Consider the following 16316-nt stretch of genomic DNA (forward strand, 5'->3'; position numbering starts at 1 on the left):
AACATTAAAATGATAAAGGTGTGGGTCTCATTGAAAATACTGGTTTTGGCTGTTCATCCTCAAATGGAAACCTCAGTCGTCAATAAGGCGTGGGCAGAGGAATTAAGTAAACATGACAATATCACTGTACGGGAGCTTTATAAGGAATATCCGGATGAAGCCATTGATGTTGCCAAAGAGCAGCAGCTATGCGAGCAATACGATCGGATTGTTTTCCAATTCCCGCTTTATTGGTACAGCTCACCGCCGCTTCTTAAAAAATGGCAGGATCTTGTGCTGACATACGGCTGGGCCTTCGGGTCAGAAGGGAGAGCTCTGCATGGCAAAGAGCTGATGCTGGCTGTTTCCACAGGAAGCGAAGCGGAAAAGTATCAGGCGGGCGGAGGGAATCATTATTCAATCAGTGAGCTCCTGAAGCCGTTTCAGGCGACAAGCAATCTGATTGGCATGACATATCTCCCGCCATATGTGTTTTATGGCGTGAAATACGCAAATGCTGAGGATATTGCGATCAGTGCAAAACGGTTAGCTGATTATATCCAGCAGCCTTTTTCTTAAAAAAGAAACGCCCTGTCCGGAATGGGACAGGGCTTTCTCTATTAAAAATCGGGTAATTCAGATAGGTTATTATCCTTTATGCCGTCTGGTTCACTTCTTAAAATGTCACGTCCGTATTTATGAAATACATCAACGTGAGCGATCTTTCCCGCTTTTGCTTCTGATAGCGCAGTGGGATAGTCCAGTTCTCTTCCTGTGTTCGTTTTCACCGCGATAATATTGTCTTCCTCATTTCTTCTGACCGCGATAATTTCTTCTTTTCCGGACGTATCAACTGGCTGATCGATATTTGTTTGTTTGGATTTATACGATTCATATGCAGCTTCAAATTGATCCATTTTTCCACCTCCATCCTTTAACGTAAACAAAAATGCTGTTGATCATGTATAGGTTTCGACACGGCATACGACAATATTTCCTGAGAAATATTTTGAATGCGACAATTCAATCCATAATTAGCGAAGAAAAAAGGGATTCCGTTCTGTAAACGGAATCCCTTTCGGTTATTTTGTCATTTGCAGGTCCTTTGTTTTGATATAACCTGTCTTACCTCCGTAATCTACATAGACCCAATCAAAGTCAAAGCCGCCTTTTTTTGTTTTACTCCAGCCTAAAAAAGATACGCTTGTGTTAGCCGGGAGTGTCTTGATGCTTTTTCCTTCAGCGGATGTATATGCTTTCGTCTTTGTTTTGGTTTTTACCGTTGTCGCTGCCTTTACAATGTAATGAGTAGAGACAAAGCCTGTCTTTCCGTTTTTGTAATGAACCTTTGCCCAATCAGCGTTTGAAAACGAAATGAGCTTTAAGCTGTCGCCCAGATGAAGGGTGTCGGCTTTAGCGCTTGAAGCGGAGGCCTTTGTTCTGACATTCAGAGCCTCTGCTGAAACCAAGTAGGAATCAATCGGATAGCTGTATAAATCATCAATGCTTACGTTTGTTTCTGGCTGTTGTGCATGAATTGTGTTTGCGCCGCCTGCAGAAGCCGCAGTTATTCCGGCTGCAAGTGCAAGTGTAGACAGTACTTTCGTGGGTTTGTTCATTGCGTTCCTCTCCTCACATAAGAGAAATAATCATTTCTATTATTCCTTTCACGTTTTGGCCGGTTGCTAAACATAAAAAAGGATCAGATAAAGATCTGATCCTTTGCATTATTTTTTCGTTTCCAGTTTCAGAGGCGCTGATATTGTTTTCTTTACTTTCTTTCCATGTAAAATCTGATTCGCTGCTTCCGTTGCCAGTTTACCGATCAATTCAGGCTGCTGAGCGACAGTGGCTGAGAGCTTACCGTTTTTAATCGAAGAAATCGCATCCTTATTTCCGTCAAAACCGACGACTAAAATATCTTTGCCGGAGCTGTTAATCGCTTCGAGAGCTCCAAGCGCCATTTCATCATTATGAGCGAAAACCGCTTGGATATCCGGGTGTCCTTGGAGCAGGTTTTCCATGACAGTCAGGCCTTTAGTGCGGTCAAAGTCAGCTGATTGTTTTGTGACAACGTCCAGCTTTTGATCTGCGATTTTGTGAAAGCCTGAACCGCGTTCCCGTGTAGCGGAGGCACCCGGAACGCCTTCAAGCTCCGCCACCTTAGCACCTTTTCCAAGCTTGTCTGCGATGAACTCTGCGGCCATTTCTCCGCCTTTTACATTGTCTGAAGCCACGAGGGTTTCTACTTTGCCTTGTTCAGCTGACCGGTCGATGGAGACGACAGGCACACCAATCGAATTTGCAGACTCTACTGCCGTTGAAATAGCCGAAGAATCAGTTGGATTGATTAACAGGGCATCAACGCCTTGCTGAATTAAGTCCTCCACATCACTTGTCTGCTTGGAGGAATCATTTTGTGCATCGACGATGATGACCTTCATTCCACGCTTTTCCGCTTCTTTTTCAATTCCCTTTTTTAAAGAAACAAAAAAGGGATTGTTAAGCGTTGAGATCGACAAGCCGATGGTAAATTCCTTTTTATTATCTGAGTTTGACGGCTTCGCCCATTGGGGAGGCTCAAGCGAACAGGCGCTCAATACAAACAGTGACAGCGCCAAAATGACGGATACAGCCTTTTTCATGTAAAACCCTCCTATGCTGACTTTTTGCGGTCTAATAATACCGCGATTAAAATGACAATCCCTTTAACAACCAGCTGATAAAATGATGAGACGCCAAGCAGGTTGAGTCCGTTATTGAGTGTGCCGATAATCAGCACCCCGATTAACGTTCCGACAATGCGCCCGCGGCCCCCGGAAAGACTCGTTCCGCCTAAGACAACCGCCGCGATGGCATCCAGTTCATATGATTCTCCAGCTGTCGGCTGTGCTGAGTGGAGACGGGAAGTCAAAATCGCGCCGGCAAGGGCGGATAATAGACCGGCTAAAGCATAAATCATGACTTTTACACGTGTGACTTTTATGCCTGAGATGAGTGCCGCTTTTTCATTGCCGCCAATTGCGTATGTCCGGCGCCCGAACGGCGTTTTGTGAAGCAGCACCCAAAGGATAACAAAGGCGAGAACCATTGTAATTGCAGGTACTGGAATTCCTAAGAAATAACCGCGGCCGAACAGCTGAAAGGCATAGTTAGTGCCAAGCCCTGTGATCGGGTTTCCGTCTGTATACACAAGAGTAAGTCCGCGGAAGACAGTCATGGTCGCAAGCGTCGCGATAAAAGGGGCCATTTTCCCTTTTGTGATTAACAGTCCGTTGATCATCCCTAGAAGAGCGCCGATCAGACAGCCTATGATGACGGCGAGAATCGGGTCGACACCAGATACAATCATACCCGCGACTAAGGCGCTGGACAGGGCGAGAATAGCCCCGACAGAAAGATCAATGCCGCCAGTTAAAATAACGAAGGTCATGCCGAATGCGATCAATCCGTTAATTGCCACCTGCCGAAGCAGGTTTAAAATATTCAAAGGCTCCAGGAAGCTCGGGTTTAAAATCGATACGATCATAACGAGAATAAATAAACCGAGAAACGGGCCGAGCTTCTGCATGACGCCATCGAAGTGAATCTGTTTTTGTTTTGTTTGCTTCAGTTGTTCCGTTTTCATGTTACCGCCCTCCCGTGGCAAGTGTCATAATTCGTTCTTGTGTCGCTTCACGCGCTTCGATGTCTCCGCTGATTCTGCCTTCATGGACGACGATGATTCTGTCACTCATCCCGAGTATTTCCGGCAGCTCTGATGACACCATAATGATGCCGACACCGCGTTCAGTGAGCTCATTCATCAGCGTATAGATTTCCCGTTTCGCGCCCACATCCACGCCTCTTGTCGGCTCATCCAATATGAGCACTTTTGGGCCGATGCCAATCCACTTGGCAATCACGACCTTTTGCTGGTTGCCGCCAGACAAATGGCGCGCGTGCGTTTCTGGTGAAGCCGTTTTGATGGTCAGGCGTTTTATGAGAAGGTCTACAAACTCTGCTTCCCGCTTGTGATCAATGATGCCCTTTGGAGAAAAACTGGCCAAATTGGGCAGCGCAATATTTTCCCGAATCGATGTGTCGAGCAGCAGTCCTTCATCCTTGCGGTTTTCCGTAATAAAACCGAGCCCTTTTTTCATAGCATCATACGGATTTTTAATAGCAGTCTTTTTTCCTGCAATCCAAATCTCACCCGAATCGAGCCGGTCAATGCCGAACAGTCCTCTCATCATTTCGGTTCGTCCGGCTCCCATTAAACCGGAAACGCCGACAATTTCACCGGAACGGACATAAAAGCTGATATCTTCAAAGCTTCCTTTTGAGGAGGCGTTTTTCACCTCAAATATTTTGTCTCCGAGTGAAGGGACGCGTTTAGGATACCGTTCCGTCAACTCACGTCCGACCATTTTTTTCACGACCTCGTCAAAATTTGTTTCTGAAATGTTTGTTGTATCAACGGTTTTTCCGTCACGCATGATGGTGATTCTGTCGCAAATCGTAAAAATTTCTTCCATTCGATGTGAAATGTATACAATGGAAACACCGTTCTTTTTTAAAGCCGTAATGACGTCAAACAGCTTGCTGATTTCCCGTTCAGTCAAAGCCGCGGTAGGTTCATCCATAATGATCACCTCGGCATTTGTCATGAGCGCTTTTGCGATTTCAATCATCTGCTGCTGTCCGACGGAGCATTCACCCGCTTCTTGATCAAGTGAAAGAGAGACGGATAGTTTATCAAATTGTTCCTTTGCTAGCGCTTTCATTTTTCCGGTTTGTAAAATACCAAATTTCGTTGACATTTCTTTTCCGATAAATAGATTCTCAAGTACGGACATGTCCGGCCAGATATTCAGTTCCTGATGGATGAAGGCGATTCCGTGCTGCTCGGCTTCCTTTGGGTTGGAGAAATACGTCTCGTTACCATTTATGGTGATCCGTCCTTTGTCCAGTTTGTGCAGACCAGTCAGGATGTTCATCAGGGTGGACTTGCCGGCGCCGTTTTCTCCCATCAGTGCGTGAACTTCGCCGGGCTTGAGCTGAAAGGACACACCTGAAAGCACCTGGTTTTTTCCGAATGCTTTATGAATGTCATTCATTTCGATTTGCATATCGGTCCTCCTTTCTAGAAAAGCACACCCGCCTGCAGGATGCAGTTGGCGTATGGTGTGAATTCTCCTGTTCGTATGATAGCTTTAGCTTCTTTAGTCAGCTCCTTAAATTCCTCGTGGGGAAGGCAGTCAACTGCCTCTTCAGAAAAAAGGGTTTCTATAAAACTCGCATTTTCTGGATTGGATACCTTTATTTCGGATGCGACAATTACTTTTTCAACCGCCATTTCATCTGCCAGCACTGCGGTTACATCCCGGAAAGCCGGGAAACCCGGCTTCAGTGAGAGATCAATTTTCAGCACGCCGTCAGGAACGGGCAGCCCTGCATCAGCGATAACAATTTTGTCAGTATGGCCAAGGTCAGCCAATAGCTTGGCAAGATGACTGTTCAGTATACCGTGTTTTTTCATGACAGCAGCTCCTCTACTTCTTTTCTGGACGGCATTCCGCCTTGAGCGCCGAAAGAACATACAGATAGGGAGGCGGCGCGGTTTGCGAACCGTAATGCAGCTTCAATATCTTTTCCCTCCGCCATGGCCACTGCAAGAGCCGCGTTAAACGTATCACCCGCCCCGGTTGTATCGACAGGCTCAACAGGAAAGGAAGGGACGATCCGCTCTTTGCTGCCGGATGAATAGCGCACGCCTTGTTTGCCTTCAGTGATAAAGAGCTTCGCCGGATAAAGCGCCAATGCTTCAGAAACCGTCAGCTCCGGAAATAAGATCGCCGCCTCATGTTCATTCGGCGTAAGATAGGTGGCATGGTCAATGGTTTCCTGCTTCAGCGGGCGGGCCGGTGCCGGGTTAAGCATGATCGGGATGTCGTGAGAATGGCAGTATCTGCACACTTCATCAACCGTTTCTTCCGGGATTTCCTGCTGAATCAGAACCATATCGATATTCTCAAGCTTTTCAAGAGCGTCTATCGCATAAGATGGGGTGATCTCATCATTCGCGCCTTTAACGACGACAATACTGTTATCACCTTCGGCAAGCACGATGTGGGCGGTGCCGCTTTCTTTATGTGTAACCGGTTCCATATAGTCGGTGCGAACACCGTTTGCTTTTAAATTATTCATGATGGCTGTTCCATAATGATCGTCACCAACCTTGCCAATCATAAAAACATTGGCGCCGAGTCTGGCGGCGGCAACAGCCTGATTCGCACCTTTACCGCCCGGCACAGTTTGAAATGAAGTACCCAGTACGGTTTCGCCCGCGTTTGGGCGTTTGTCTGAGGTGACCACCAAATCCATAGAACAGCTTCCAATTACACAAATATTACGCATCGTTTTCTTCCTTTCTTGTCGTGTTTCTTCTTATATACATGACGGGCATTTGAATCGCCGTTTCTGCGAGAGGCTGTTTTTTTATGATGCTCAAAAGAAGTTTAGCCGCTTCTTTACCCATGTCATATGCCGGCTGTTTAATCGTTGACAGCGGCGGAAACAGCAGCTCGCTTTGGGGAATATCATCGTAGCCGATAATTTGAATATCCCCGGGCACTTTTTTTCCGCGCCGCAAAGCTTCATGCAAAACAGCCGCTGCTTGAATGTCATTACTGGCAATTACCCCGTCTGTCTCAGGATATAAGACAAACAGCTCCTTTGCCAGTGCCTGTGCATCCTTAAAAGAAAAGGACGCCGTCTCGATGATCTGAAAATCAACACCCGCCTGCTGTAATACCTCTAAAGCGCCGTGAAAGCGGTCTTGGGCAGTCGGCAGGTGAGCAGGGCCCTTCAGGAGCGTAATGTGTTTGCTTTTTCCATGAACAATTGCTTCCGCTGCTAATTTTCCTCCGGTATGTCCGTCACTGGATACAGAAGGAGCGCCTTCAGGCGTTCTGTCCAGGAAAACGACTGGCTGATCAATGCCGCTGTATTCCTCAAGATGCGGGTAATTTGTTGCAGCAATAATACCTGCGACATGATTTTGTTTAAAGGTTTGAAGGTATTCAAGTTCTTTATTTAATTCCTCGTCACTGTTGCCGAAAATAAGCCGATAGCCTTCCCGGTTCAATTCATCCTCCGCGCCGCGGGCAAGCTGGGGGAAGAAAGGGTTTGTAATGTCCGGAAGCAAAAGCCCGATCAGCCTGGATTCTCTTTTATAAAGAGACCTGGCGACTTCGTTCGGATAATAGTTCAGCTTCTCCATGGCGGCCATCACACGTGTTCTCGTTTCTTCATGGACATAGCCGTTGTCATTCAGGACGCGGGAGACCGTTGCAACTGAGACGCCCGCGGCTCCCGCGACATCTTTAATTGTAGCCAACACAGCTCCTCCTCATTTGTGTAACCGTTTACATAGATAGATTATCATGAACATTCCTTTATTGGCAATAAGAAAAAAATAAAACATGGCGATATAGCAAACCGAACTGTAAATGGTGTATAAATATGAGAATTTAAAGATATTCACGCTTTTTTTGACAAAGTCTTCACAAATCTGGATGAACATTTCATGAACGAATATTAAGTTTTATTAAAATTGTTTCAAAGTCATGCGATTAGACCTGTAAATAGGGTGAAACAGATTAGACTATCCGCCCAGAAAATGTTTAATTATGTTAGGGAACCTGGACCTGTTTGTTTGCCGTTTTTATTGCAGGGGCCATTAGTCAATTTGGAATGGGCCTAATATTGTCTATTCCGTGCAGAAAGGATGACATTATGACCTTATCCTTAAGAAACAGGCAGAAATAATTTTATGTTCATAAGAACCGGAAACACGCATTGTATCAGCAAAAGCCTGATATACCGGGCCTGAAAAAAGATTGATTTGAAATGCATATTAAACTGAACATTCAAGGTGTGACTAAACGTCCAGAAGGAAATCATTTGGTAAATGAAAGCGCATTCGTTTTTAGTATTAAAAAAATCGATAAGATGTAAGTCCTGTCGATTTCCAAAAATAGAGAACACTTTGTAGGTACAAAATCTCTTTCAAAAGAGAAGTTTGGCTCAGTAGATTAGGGGAGATTATGTTACATAATGCCGATTGAGAATTCATAGTGATTCTATATACTGATGAATGAATTTACAACAATATAGAAGGAGATGTCGATAAGCAATGTGGTTACTCATTATAGCCTGTGCTGTCATACTGGTCATCGGAATATTAGAAAAACGGCGACATCAGAAAAACATTGATGCCCTCCCTGTTCGAGTGAATATTAACGGCATCCGAGGAAAGTCCACTGTGACAAGGCTGACAACCGGAATATTAATAGAAGCCGGTTACAAAACTGTCGGAAAAACGACAGGAACGGATGCAAGAATGATCTATTGGGATACACCGGAGGAAAAGCCGATTAAACGGAAACCTCAGGGACCGAATATCGGCGAACAAAAAGAAGTCATGAGAGAAACGGTAGAAAGAGGAGCCAACGCCCTCGTCAGTGAATGTATGGCCGTTAATCCGGACTATCAAATTATCTTTCAGGAAGAACTTCTTCAAGCTAATATCGGTGTCATCGTAAACGTGCTGGAAGATCATATGGATGTCATGGGGCCGACGCTTGATGAAATTGCAGAAGCGTTTACCGCTACTATTCCTTATAATGGCCATCTTGTCATTACAGATAGTGAATATACCGAGTTCTTTAAACAAAAAGCCAAAGAGCGAAACACAAAAGTCATCATTGCTGATAACTCGAAAATTACTGATGAATATCTTCGTAAATTTGAATATATGGTATTCCCTGATAACGCTTCTCTCGCATTGGGTGTGGCTCAAGCACTCGGCATTGATGAAGAAACAGCGTTTAAAGGAATGCTGAATGCGCCGCCAGATCCGGGAGCAATGAGAATTCTTCCGCTGATCAGTCCGAGCGAGCCTGGGCACTTTGTTAATGGGTTTGCCGCAAACGACGCTTCTTCTACTTTGAATATATGGAAACGTGTAAAAGAAATCGGTTATCCGACCGATGATCCGATCATCATTATGAACTGCCGCGCAGACCGTGTGGATCGGACACAGCAATTCGCAAATGACGTATTGCCTTATATTGAAGCAAGTGAACTGATCTTAATCGGTGAAACAACAGAACCAATCGTCAAAGCTTATGAAGAAGGTAAAATTCCTGCAGACAAACTGCATGATCTAGAGTACAAATCAACGGAAGAAATTATGGAATTGTTAAAGAAAAGAATGCACAACCGTGTCATATATGGCGTCGGCAACATTCATGGTGCCGCAGAGCCGTTAATTGAAAAAATCCACGAATATAAGGTTAAGCAGCTCGTAAGCTAGGAGGAAATGCAGACATGTTCGGATCAGATTTATACATTGCACTAATTTTAGGTGTACTACTCAGTTTAATTTTTGCGGAAAAAACAGGGATTGTGCCGGCAGGGCTTGTTGTACCGGGTTATTTAGGACTTGTGTTTAATCAGCCGGTCTTTATTTTACTCGTATTATTAGTCAGTTTGCTCACCTATGTCATTGTGAAATTCGGTTTATCCAAGTTTATGATTTTGTATGGACGCAGAAAATTCGCTGCCATGCTGATCACAGGGATCGTCCTGAAAATTGCCTTTGATTTTCTATACCCGATTGTACCATTTGAAATCGCAGAATTTCGAGGAATCGGCATTATCGTGCCAGGTTTAATTGCCAATACCATTCAGAAACAAGGATTAACAATTACGTTCGGAAGCACGCTGCTATTAAGCGGAGCGACCTTTGCTATCATGTTTGTTTACTACTTAATTTAATGTAAGGTGTGTCAAACGATGAAAAAAGAACTGAGCTTTCATGAAAAGCTGCTGAAGCTGACAAAACAGCAAAAAAAGAAAACCAATAAGCACGTATTTATCGCGATTCCGATCGTTTTTGTCCTCATGTTTGCTTTTATGTGGGCAGGCAAAGCAGAGACGCCAAAGGTTAAAACCTATTCAGATGACGTTCTTTCAGCCTCATTTGTAGGCGATATTATGATGGGGCGCTATGTTGAGAGAGTGACGGAACAAAAAGGGGTAAGCAGTATTTTTCAATACGTTGAGCCTATCTTTAAAGCATCAGACTACGTAGCCGGAAACTTTGAAAACCCGGTAACTTATAAAAAGAACTATAAAGAAGCAGAAAAAGAAATTCATCTGCAGACAAACAAGGAATCCGTAAAAGTCCTGAAGGATATGAATTTCACGGTCCTTAACGGCGCGAATAACCATGCCATGGATTACGGCGCACAGGGCATGAAAGATACACTTGAAGAATTTTCGAACCATAACCTCGATATCGTTGGGGCTGGATACAGCTTGAGCGATGCGAAAAAGAATATCTCATATCAAGAAGTAAATGGGGTAACAATCGCAACCCTTGGATTCACGGATGTATCCGGCAAAGGTTTCGCGGCTAAAAAGAATACACCGGGCGTGCTTCCCGCAGATCCGGAAGTCTTTATCCCTATGATTTCAGAAGCGAAAAAACATGCTGATGTCGTAGTTGTACAGTCACACTGGGGACAAGAGTATGATAATGATCCGAATGACCGTCAGCGCCAATTGGCAAGAGCTATGTCTGATGCAGGTGCCGATATCATCGTCGGCCATCACCCGCACGTCCTTGAACCGATCGAAGTCTATAACGGGACCGTCATTTTCTACAGTCTGGGGAACTTTGTGTTTGACCAAGGCTGGACAAGAACCAGAGACAGTGCGCTGGTGCAGTATCATTTGAAGAAAAACGGAACGGGACACTTTGAGGTAACGCCGATTGATATCCATGAAGCGACACCTGCCCCAGTTAAAAAAGGCAGTCTGAAACAGAAAACAATTATTCGCGAACTGACGAAAGACTCTAATTTCGCATGGAAAGTAGAAGACGGAAAACTGACTTTTGATGTCGATCACAGTGACAAACTAAAATCTAAATAATGGAGTGATATAAGATGAAATTTGTCAAAGCCATCTGGCCGTTTGTTGCCGTTGCAGTCGTGTTTATGTTTATGTCAGCTTTCAAATTCAATGATCAGCTGACTGATCAGGAAAAGCAGAAAATCGATACAGAAATTCATAAAATTCAACAGCAGGAAGAAACGGCAAACGCCGCTAAATAACACACAAAAAAAAGAGAATGTCTTACGAGACATTCTCTTTTTTTATTTGCCATTTTGAAAGCCAGCATATTCATTCTGTAAAAATATGAAAAAGTCTCTTAACATATCTAGAAAAATACCGATGTTAAAACTGCAAATAGAGGAGGAGATAATAAAAGTGAACACACTGGCAAACTGGAAGAAGTTTTTGCTTGTGGCCGTTATGATTTGTTTTTTGGTTCCTATTATGACAAAAGCGGATATTGCGGAGGCTGATGCAAAATCTGACCTGATCATCAGTGAAGCAAAGAAACTGCTTGGGTATAAGTATAGATACGGCGGTGAAACTCCGAAAGAAGGCTTCGATTCATCTGGATTGATTCAATATGTTTTCGGTCAGGCTGATATTCATCTGCCGAGATCTGTGAACGACCAGTCAAAAGTCGGAACGGCAGTAAAGCCGGCAGATCTAAAACCAGGTGATATTTTATTTTTCAAAAAAGCGGGAAGCAGCGGGACTGCACCGACACACGCCGCTCTTTACATTGGAGACGGGCAAATGATTCACAGCACCCTATCAAAAGGGGTTATCGTCACAAATTACAAAAAAAGCAGCTATTGGAGCGGCTCTTACATTGGGGCGAAACGAGTCGCTGCCGATCCGGAGACTGCTGATGTGGCTGTTGTGCAGGAGGCCGAAAAATACCTCGGCATTCCGTACGTTTTTGGCGGAAGCACACCGTCAGAGGGCTTCGATTGCTCAGGGCTTGTGCAATATGTCTTTAAACAGGCGCTTGACATCTATCTGCCGAGATCAGCAGAGCAGCAGTGGGCAGTAGGCGAGAAGGTGGCGCTTCAGAACATTAAACCCGGTGATGTCATCTATTTCAGCAATACGTATAAAACAGGAATTTCGCATGCCGGCATTTATGCAGGAGGCGGAAGGTTCATTCAGGCGAGCCGGTCTGAAAAAGTAACCATTTCCTACTTATCAGAGGATTATTGGAAATCTAAGATGACAGGCATCCGCCGGTTTAACAACCTGACAATTCCGAAAGAAAATCCGATTGTGTCGGAGGCGACGCTCTATATCGGGGAAGTTCCTTACAAAAAGGGCGGGGTTTCTCCAGAAACAGGATTTGATACTTCTGGCTTTATCCAATATGTTTACCAGAAAGCGGCAGGCATTTCACTGCCCCGATACGCGATGAGCCAGTATAAAGCGGGAACAAAGGTTGATAAGGCTGACCTGAAGCCGGGAGACATTGTCTTTTTCCAATCAACAAGCTTAAACCCGGCCATCTATATCGGAAATGGCCAAGTCGTTCATGTCACATTAACAAATGGTGTAACCATTACCAATATGAATACGAGCACGTATTGGAAAGATAAATACGCGGGAAGTATTCGGGTGCAATAAAAAACAAAGACTCCAGAATCTCTGGAGTCTTTTCTTTATGCATATTGGCCGGATAGAAGCTGATCTATAAAGTGGGCCACACCATTTTCATCATTGCTTTTCGTCACGTAAGTGCTTTTTTCTTTCAGTTCATCAATCGCATTTTCCATGGCGATTCGGTGTCCTGCCACTTCGAACATGGATAAATCATTCGGACTGTCACCAATCGCATAGATATCTTGCGTCTCAATTCCGTATTTGCCGGCAAGCTCAGTCAGCGCGCGCCCTTTGCCGGAAGAGGCCGGGAGAATTTCGATAATGTGCTTTCCGGAAGAGGTTTGCGCCAGTTTTTTATGATGCTTCAGTTCTTCCTTCGCATGTCTCAGTTTTTCCATATCAAAGGAGAAGCAAAGGAGCTTGTAAATGTTTTCGCCGCCGTCGAAAATCGATTCGATATGCGGGATCGGTTTGATGCCGAACTGCTTGAACTGGGTCATGGCCCCTTTCCACAATTCATCCATGTTTTCATCTGGATTGGCGCTCCTTAAAATGTCAAGCTCTGCTTGAAGCTTAGATTCGCCGTCAAAAGGAGAAAGCAGATGGTCATCTGTATAGACCTCGAAGTAAATATTTTTTGAGAGCAGGTAATCAGCGATCGCTTTGCCGGCCTCTTGATCCATTAATGTCCGGCTGATCAGGCGGTAGCCTTTGTCATGAACCGTTCCGCCATTTGCCGCGATGATAGGGATATCCAAGCCTTCCAGCAGCGCTTTAACATCAAACGTTGCTCTTCCTGTGCAAATGGTAACGAGGATACCCGCATCAAGCGCCCGCTTGATAGCCGCTCTGTTTTCATTAGAAATGATGCTTTCCTTATTCAGCAATGTACCGTCTAAATCAATCGCTATTAATTTCATATGTAGGGGAAACCTCCTTAATAATGAAGCTGCTTCGTGTAGTATGTTCAGCTTTCATACGAAACATAAACCATATAGGACAAGGCTAAACCTTACGATCCTATTTTTCAACAATGAAATATGTAAAACGGGATGGCTGCACGCCATCCCGTTCATTATACACCTAAATCGTTTTGCAGCTCTTCTTTCACTTCCTGCAGTTTTTCCTGATTCAATCTGAAATAGTAGACGCCGCCAGGCTCATAGTCATAGCCTGTCAGCTGGATGGATTCAACCGACTTCAGTGAAGTGATAAACGGGAACAAGCCAATGGCATCTTTAAGAGATAGATTCATTTTTAAGTTTTCTCCCATTGTATCCACAATATCATCATAAGCCGGAATGGAGCTAAGTGATTTTGATTTATCGATAATGGCTTTCAGCACTTCCATTTGTCTTTGTCCGCGTAAAAGGTCACTGTCAGCTTTACGTGTTCTTACGTAAGCCAGCGCTTCCTCTCCATCGAGCGTGTGTGTGCCTTGTTGAAGGACAACTTTTCCTTTTGTATCCTTTTTGATTTGCTGGATGACTTTATCGCTTTTTACGTTGACTGTGACGCCATTCAGCTCATTTACCACGTCTTCAAACGCGGTGAAGTTGCTTTCGACTACATAATCAACGGGAATATCAAGCATTTCTTCAACTGTTTTCACACTTAGATCTACGCCGCCATAGGCGTGGGCATGCGTAAACTTATCATAGCCATGGCCTGGAATATTCACATAGGCGTCTCGCGGAATGCTCAGCATTTTGGCTGTTTTTTCTTTGCGGTTAAAGGTAATCAGTACATTCGCATCACTTCTGGCCTGGTCTACCGTCTCACCGTTTTTCTCCCTGGCATCAATCCCTAAGAGCAATACAGAGAAAGAATCCTTTCCAGGATCAAACTCTTTAATCCGTTTTACAGATTGTTCTCCGCGGGCAAGACTGACGTGAGCTTCTTTAGAAGCGTTGTTCAGTTTGACATAAGCGTATGTGCCGACAGAACCTGCGGCAATGATGAGAAAAGCCATTACACCGGCTAATAATTTCACCCATTTTCGTAGGCGTCTCTTTTTCTTCTTACGTTGTGATCGTTCTTCCATATCAATACCTCACGTTTCATTAATATTTGAAGCGTACCATTCATTTTGCCGTAGGGCAACTGCTGATAAGACAATATTCGATAAAAATTCCTATATTTATATGTTTTTGTTTTTAGAGATTTATGATGATGTGCTGAATCACCTTCTATTGGACGCCACTGGGGAAAAAAATGTTTCGGTGCAGTTGAAAAAAACGCCAGTAAATTAATGGATATTGGATGTCTGTACGTCTGCATAGGTTTACTTGCCGGAAAAATAGGCTAAAAGATTTCTAAAAAACTCCGTGGACAGTACCATTGGATCACTGATTGGAGAAAGGGAGTCATTTCTATGAAGAAGCAGTCAAATATATGGCTTTATTTTTTCGGCGCTCTTGGTGGCGCTTTATACGGCTATGATACCGGCGTCATTTCGGGAGCCATTTTATTTATGAAAAAGGATTTAGGCCTCAACGCCTTTACAGAGGGACTTGTTGTCAGCTCTTTATTAATCGGAGCAATACTCGGTTCCGGAGCGGCTGGCAAGCTGACGGACCGTTTTGGCAGGAGAAAAGCGATTATGGCTGCCGCGCTGCTGTTTTGTATAGGAGGATTGGGAGTTGCGCTTGCGCCAAATACAGGAGTGATGGTGCTCTTTAGAATCATTCTGGGACTGGCAGTCGGAACATCGACAACGATCGTGCCGCTGTATTTGTCTGAGCTGGCGCCAAAAGAGAAACGGGGTGCGCTTTCGTCCCTCAACCAGCTGATGATTACGGTCGGTATCCTGCTTTCCTATATCGTCAATTACATATTTGCCGATGCGGAAGCGTGGCGCTGGATGCTTGGATTGGCTGCCGTACCATCATTGCTCCTGCTCATTGGTATTTTGTTTATGCCTGAGAGCCCGCGCTGGCTGTTTACAAATGGTGAAGAGGGCAAAGCGAAGAAAGTTCTTCAAAGATTGCGGGGAACAAAGGATATTGATCAGGAAATCCATGATATTAAAGAAGCGGAAAAAGAGGACGAAGGCGGTCTGAAGGAGCTGTTCGATCCGTGGGTGCGCCCGGCGCTGATTGCCGGATTGGGACTGGCGTTTCTGCAGCAATTTATCGGTACGAACACAATCATTTATTATGCGCCGAAGACCTTTACAAACGTCGGGTTCGGAAACTCCGCCTCTATTTTAGGAACGGTCGGAATCGGAACAGTGAATGTTCTTATGACTCTTCTCGCCATTAAAATCATTGATAAAATCGGCAGAAAGCCGCTGCTGTTATTCGGGAATGCCGGCATGGTGATCAGCTTGATTGTCCTGGCTATGGTGAATCTCTTTTTCGATAACACCCCGGCCGCATCATGGACGACAGTCATTTGCTTAGGCGTGTTTATCGTTGTGTTTGCCGTCAGCTGGGGCCCGGTTGTCTGGGTGATGCTTCCTGAACTATTTCCGCTTCATGTGAGAGGCATCGGTACTGGAGTCTCTACCTTGATGCTGCACGCTGGAACTTTGATTGTTTCACTAACCTATCCAATTTTAATGGAAGCGATCGGCATCAGCTATTTATTCCTGATTTATGCTGCGATCGGCATTATGGCGTTTCTATTTGTCCGGTTTAAAGTAACAGAGACGAAAGGAAAAAGCCTTGAAGAAATCGAGCAGGATTTGCGCGATAAAAACGGCCAGAGTGGATCGGCAGGTAAACAGCAGACAGCGGGAACGTAAATCATATTCAAAAGGGTGCTGCCAATAGGCACACCCTTTTTGCTGC

17 protein-coding genes are annotated in these 16316 nt (G+C 44.6%); 7 read left to right on the plus strand and 10 right to left on the minus strand.

Annotated elements, in window-relative coordinates:
* Positions 1–30 precede the first annotated feature (30 nt).
* Positions 31–558 carry an NAD(P)H-dependent oxidoreductase gene (locus DIC78_RS13035; RefSeq protein ID WP_127696414.1) on the plus strand — a complete coding sequence of 176 codons (528 nt, stop codon included), beginning with the start codon at positions 31–33 and terminating at the stop codon, positions 556–558.
* A gap of 41 nt (positions 559–599) precedes the next feature.
* On the opposite strand, the gene DIC78_RS13040 is transcribed toward DIC78_RS13035, so the two are convergent.
* The 8 genes from DIC78_RS13040 to DIC78_RS13075 all read right to left on the minus strand — a co-directional run bounded on the left by DIC78_RS13040 (position 600) and on the right by DIC78_RS13075 (position 7360).
* Positions 600–896, minus strand: coding sequence for a DUF3892 domain-containing protein (locus DIC78_RS13040; protein WP_024123076.1), 297 nt, complete (start codon positions 894–896; stop codon positions 600–602).
* A 165-nt stretch (positions 897–1061) separates the two neighbouring features.
* On the minus strand, positions 1062–1598 hold the full coding sequence (locus DIC78_RS13045) for an SH3 domain-containing protein (RefSeq protein ID WP_095712870.1): 537 nt from the start codon (positions 1596–1598) through the stop codon (positions 1062–1064).
* A gap of 108 nt (positions 1599–1706) precedes the next feature.
* A complete protein-coding gene (gene rbsB, locus DIC78_RS13050) occupies positions 1707–2624 on the minus strand; it encodes a ribose ABC transporter substrate-binding protein RbsB (RefSeq protein WP_106019667.1) in 918 nt (305 codons plus the stop codon).
* Positions 2625–2635: 11 nt separating this feature from the next.
* On the minus strand, positions 2636–3607 hold the full coding sequence (rbsC, locus tag DIC78_RS13055; RefSeq protein ID WP_024123073.1) for a ribose ABC transporter permease RbsC: 972 nt from the start codon (positions 3605–3607) through the stop codon (positions 2636–2638).
* 1 nt (position 3608) lies between these two features.
* Entirely contained in the window at positions 3609–5090 is a 1482-nt protein-coding gene (locus tag DIC78_RS13060; RefSeq protein WP_106019666.1) for a sugar ABC transporter ATP-binding protein, read from the minus strand.
* A gap of 14 nt (positions 5091–5104) precedes the next feature.
* Positions 5105–5500 carry a D-ribose pyranase gene (gene rbsD, locus DIC78_RS13065; protein WP_106019665.1) on the minus strand — a complete coding sequence of 132 codons (396 nt, stop codon included), beginning with the start codon at positions 5498–5500 and terminating at the stop codon, positions 5105–5107.
* The gene (rbsK, locus tag DIC78_RS13070; protein WP_127696415.1) at positions 5497–6378 is read right to left on the minus strand and encodes a ribokinase; all 882 of its coding nucleotides are present in this window, start codon (positions 6376–6378) and stop codon (positions 5497–5499) included. The genes rbsD and rbsK overlap by 4 nt, the downstream gene beginning before the upstream one ends.
* Positions 6371–7360, minus strand: a complete 990-nt coding sequence (locus tag DIC78_RS13075) for a LacI family DNA-binding transcriptional regulator (RefSeq protein WP_106019663.1) — start codon at positions 7358–7360, stop codon at positions 6371–6373. The genes rbsK and DIC78_RS13075 overlap by 8 nt, the downstream gene beginning before the upstream one ends.
* 798 nt (positions 7361–8158) lie before the next feature.
* On the opposite strand from DIC78_RS13075, the gene pgsB reads away from it, so the two are divergent.
* The 5 genes from pgsB to DIC78_RS13100 all read left to right on the plus strand — a co-directional run bounded on the left by pgsB (position 8159) and on the right by DIC78_RS13100 (position 12546).
* On the plus strand, positions 8159–9340 hold the full coding sequence (gene pgsB / locus DIC78_RS13080; RefSeq protein WP_019715925.1) for a poly-gamma-glutamate synthase PgsB: 1182 nt from the start codon (positions 8159–8161) through the stop codon (positions 9338–9340).
* Between the two features lie 14 nt (positions 9341–9354).
* Positions 9355–9804, plus strand: a complete 450-nt coding sequence (gene pgsC / locus DIC78_RS13085) for a poly-gamma-glutamate biosynthesis protein PgsC (RefSeq protein WP_010332116.1) — start codon at positions 9355–9357, stop codon at positions 9802–9804.
* An 18-nt stretch (positions 9805–9822) separates the two neighbouring features.
* On the plus strand, positions 9823–10965 hold the full coding sequence (gene pgsA / locus DIC78_RS13090) for a capsular polyglutamate synthetase PgsA (protein WP_101861396.1): 1143 nt from the start codon (positions 9823–9825) through the stop codon (positions 10963–10965).
* Positions 10966–10979: 14 nt separating this feature from the next.
* The gene (gene edmS / locus DIC78_RS13095; protein WP_010332114.1) at positions 10980–11147 is read left to right on the plus strand and encodes an extrachromosomal elements maintenance protein EdmS; all 168 of its coding nucleotides are present in this window, start codon (positions 10980–10982) and stop codon (positions 11145–11147) included.
* Between the two features lie 157 nt (positions 11148–11304).
* Entirely contained in the window at positions 11305–12546 is a 1242-nt protein-coding gene (locus DIC78_RS13100; RefSeq protein WP_127696416.1) for a C40 family peptidase, read from the plus strand.
* A 35-nt stretch (positions 12547–12581) separates the two neighbouring features.
* Here DIC78_RS13100 and DIC78_RS13105 read toward each other — a convergent pair whose 3' ends face one another.
* Together DIC78_RS13105 and DIC78_RS13110 are read right to left on the minus strand one after the other, a co-directional pair.
* Positions 12582–13442 carry a Cof-type HAD-IIB family hydrolase gene (locus DIC78_RS13105; protein ID WP_103671240.1) on the minus strand — a complete coding sequence of 287 codons (861 nt, stop codon included), beginning with the start codon at positions 13440–13442 and terminating at the stop codon, positions 12582–12584.
* Positions 13443–13597: 155 nt separating this feature from the next.
* Positions 13598–14566, minus strand: a complete 969-nt coding sequence (locus DIC78_RS13110) for an LCP family protein (RefSeq protein ID WP_069486829.1) — start codon at positions 14564–14566, stop codon at positions 13598–13600.
* Positions 14567–14896: 330 nt separating this feature from the next.
* On the opposite strand from DIC78_RS13110, the gene DIC78_RS13115 reads away from it, so the two are divergent.
* Complete coding sequence (locus DIC78_RS13115; protein ID WP_095712878.1) at positions 14897–16270, plus strand: sugar porter family MFS transporter; 1374 nt, start codon at positions 14897–14899, stop codon at positions 16268–16270.
* Positions 16271–16316 lie beyond the last annotated feature (46 nt).

The sequence above is a fragment of the Bacillus halotolerans genome (assembly GCF_004006435.1).
GTDB lineage: Bacteria > Bacillota > Bacilli > Bacillales > Bacillaceae > Bacillus > Bacillus halotolerans.

Excerpts from the sequence above, each read along its gene's own strand:
- rbsC (WP_024123073.1), bottom strand. The coding sequence starts at position 3,607 with ATGAAAACGGAACAACTGAAGCAAACAAAACAAAAACAGATTCACTTC.
- DIC78_RS13115 (WP_095712878.1), top strand. The coding sequence starts at position 14,897 with ATGAAGAAGCAGTCAAATATATGGCTTTATTTTTTCGGCGCTCTTGGT.
- edmS (WP_010332114.1), top strand. The coding sequence starts at position 10,980 with ATGAAATTTGTCAAAGCCATCTGGCCGTTTGTTGCCGTTGCAGTCGTG.
- rbsB (WP_106019667.1), bottom strand. The coding sequence starts at position 2,624 with ATGAAAAAGGCTGTATCCGTCATTTTGGCGCTGTCACTGTTTGTATTG.
- DIC78_RS13110 (WP_069486829.1), bottom strand. The coding sequence starts at position 14,566 with ATGGAAGAACGATCACAACGTAAGAAGAAAAAGAGACGCCTACGAAAA.
- DIC78_RS13040 (WP_024123076.1), bottom strand. The coding sequence starts at position 896 with ATGGATCAATTTGAAGCTGCATATGAATCGTATAAATCCAAACAAACA.
- rbsK (WP_127696415.1), bottom strand. The coding sequence starts at position 6,378 with ATGCGTAATATTTGTGTAATTGGAAGCTGTTCTATGGATTTGGTGGTC.
- pgsB (WP_019715925.1), top strand. The coding sequence starts at position 8,159 with ATGTGGTTACTCATTATAGCCTGTGCTGTCATACTGGTCATCGGAATA.
- pgsC (WP_010332116.1), top strand. The coding sequence starts at position 9,355 with ATGTTCGGATCAGATTTATACATTGCACTAATTTTAGGTGTACTACTC.
- DIC78_RS13045 (WP_095712870.1), bottom strand. The coding sequence starts at position 1,598 with ATGAACAAACCCACGAAAGTACTGTCTACACTTGCACTTGCAGCCGGA.
- DIC78_RS13060 (WP_106019666.1), bottom strand. The coding sequence starts at position 5,090 with ATGCAAATCGAAATGAATGACATTCATAAAGCATTCGGAAAAAACCAG.
- rbsD (WP_106019665.1), bottom strand. The coding sequence starts at position 5,500 with ATGAAAAAACACGGTATACTGAACAGTCATCTTGCCAAGCTATTGGCT.
- pgsA (WP_101861396.1), top strand. The coding sequence starts at position 9,823 with ATGAAAAAAGAACTGAGCTTTCATGAAAAGCTGCTGAAGCTGACAAAA.
- DIC78_RS13105 (WP_103671240.1), bottom strand. The coding sequence starts at position 13,442 with ATGAAATTAATAGCGATTGATTTAGACGGTACATTGCTGAATAAGGAA.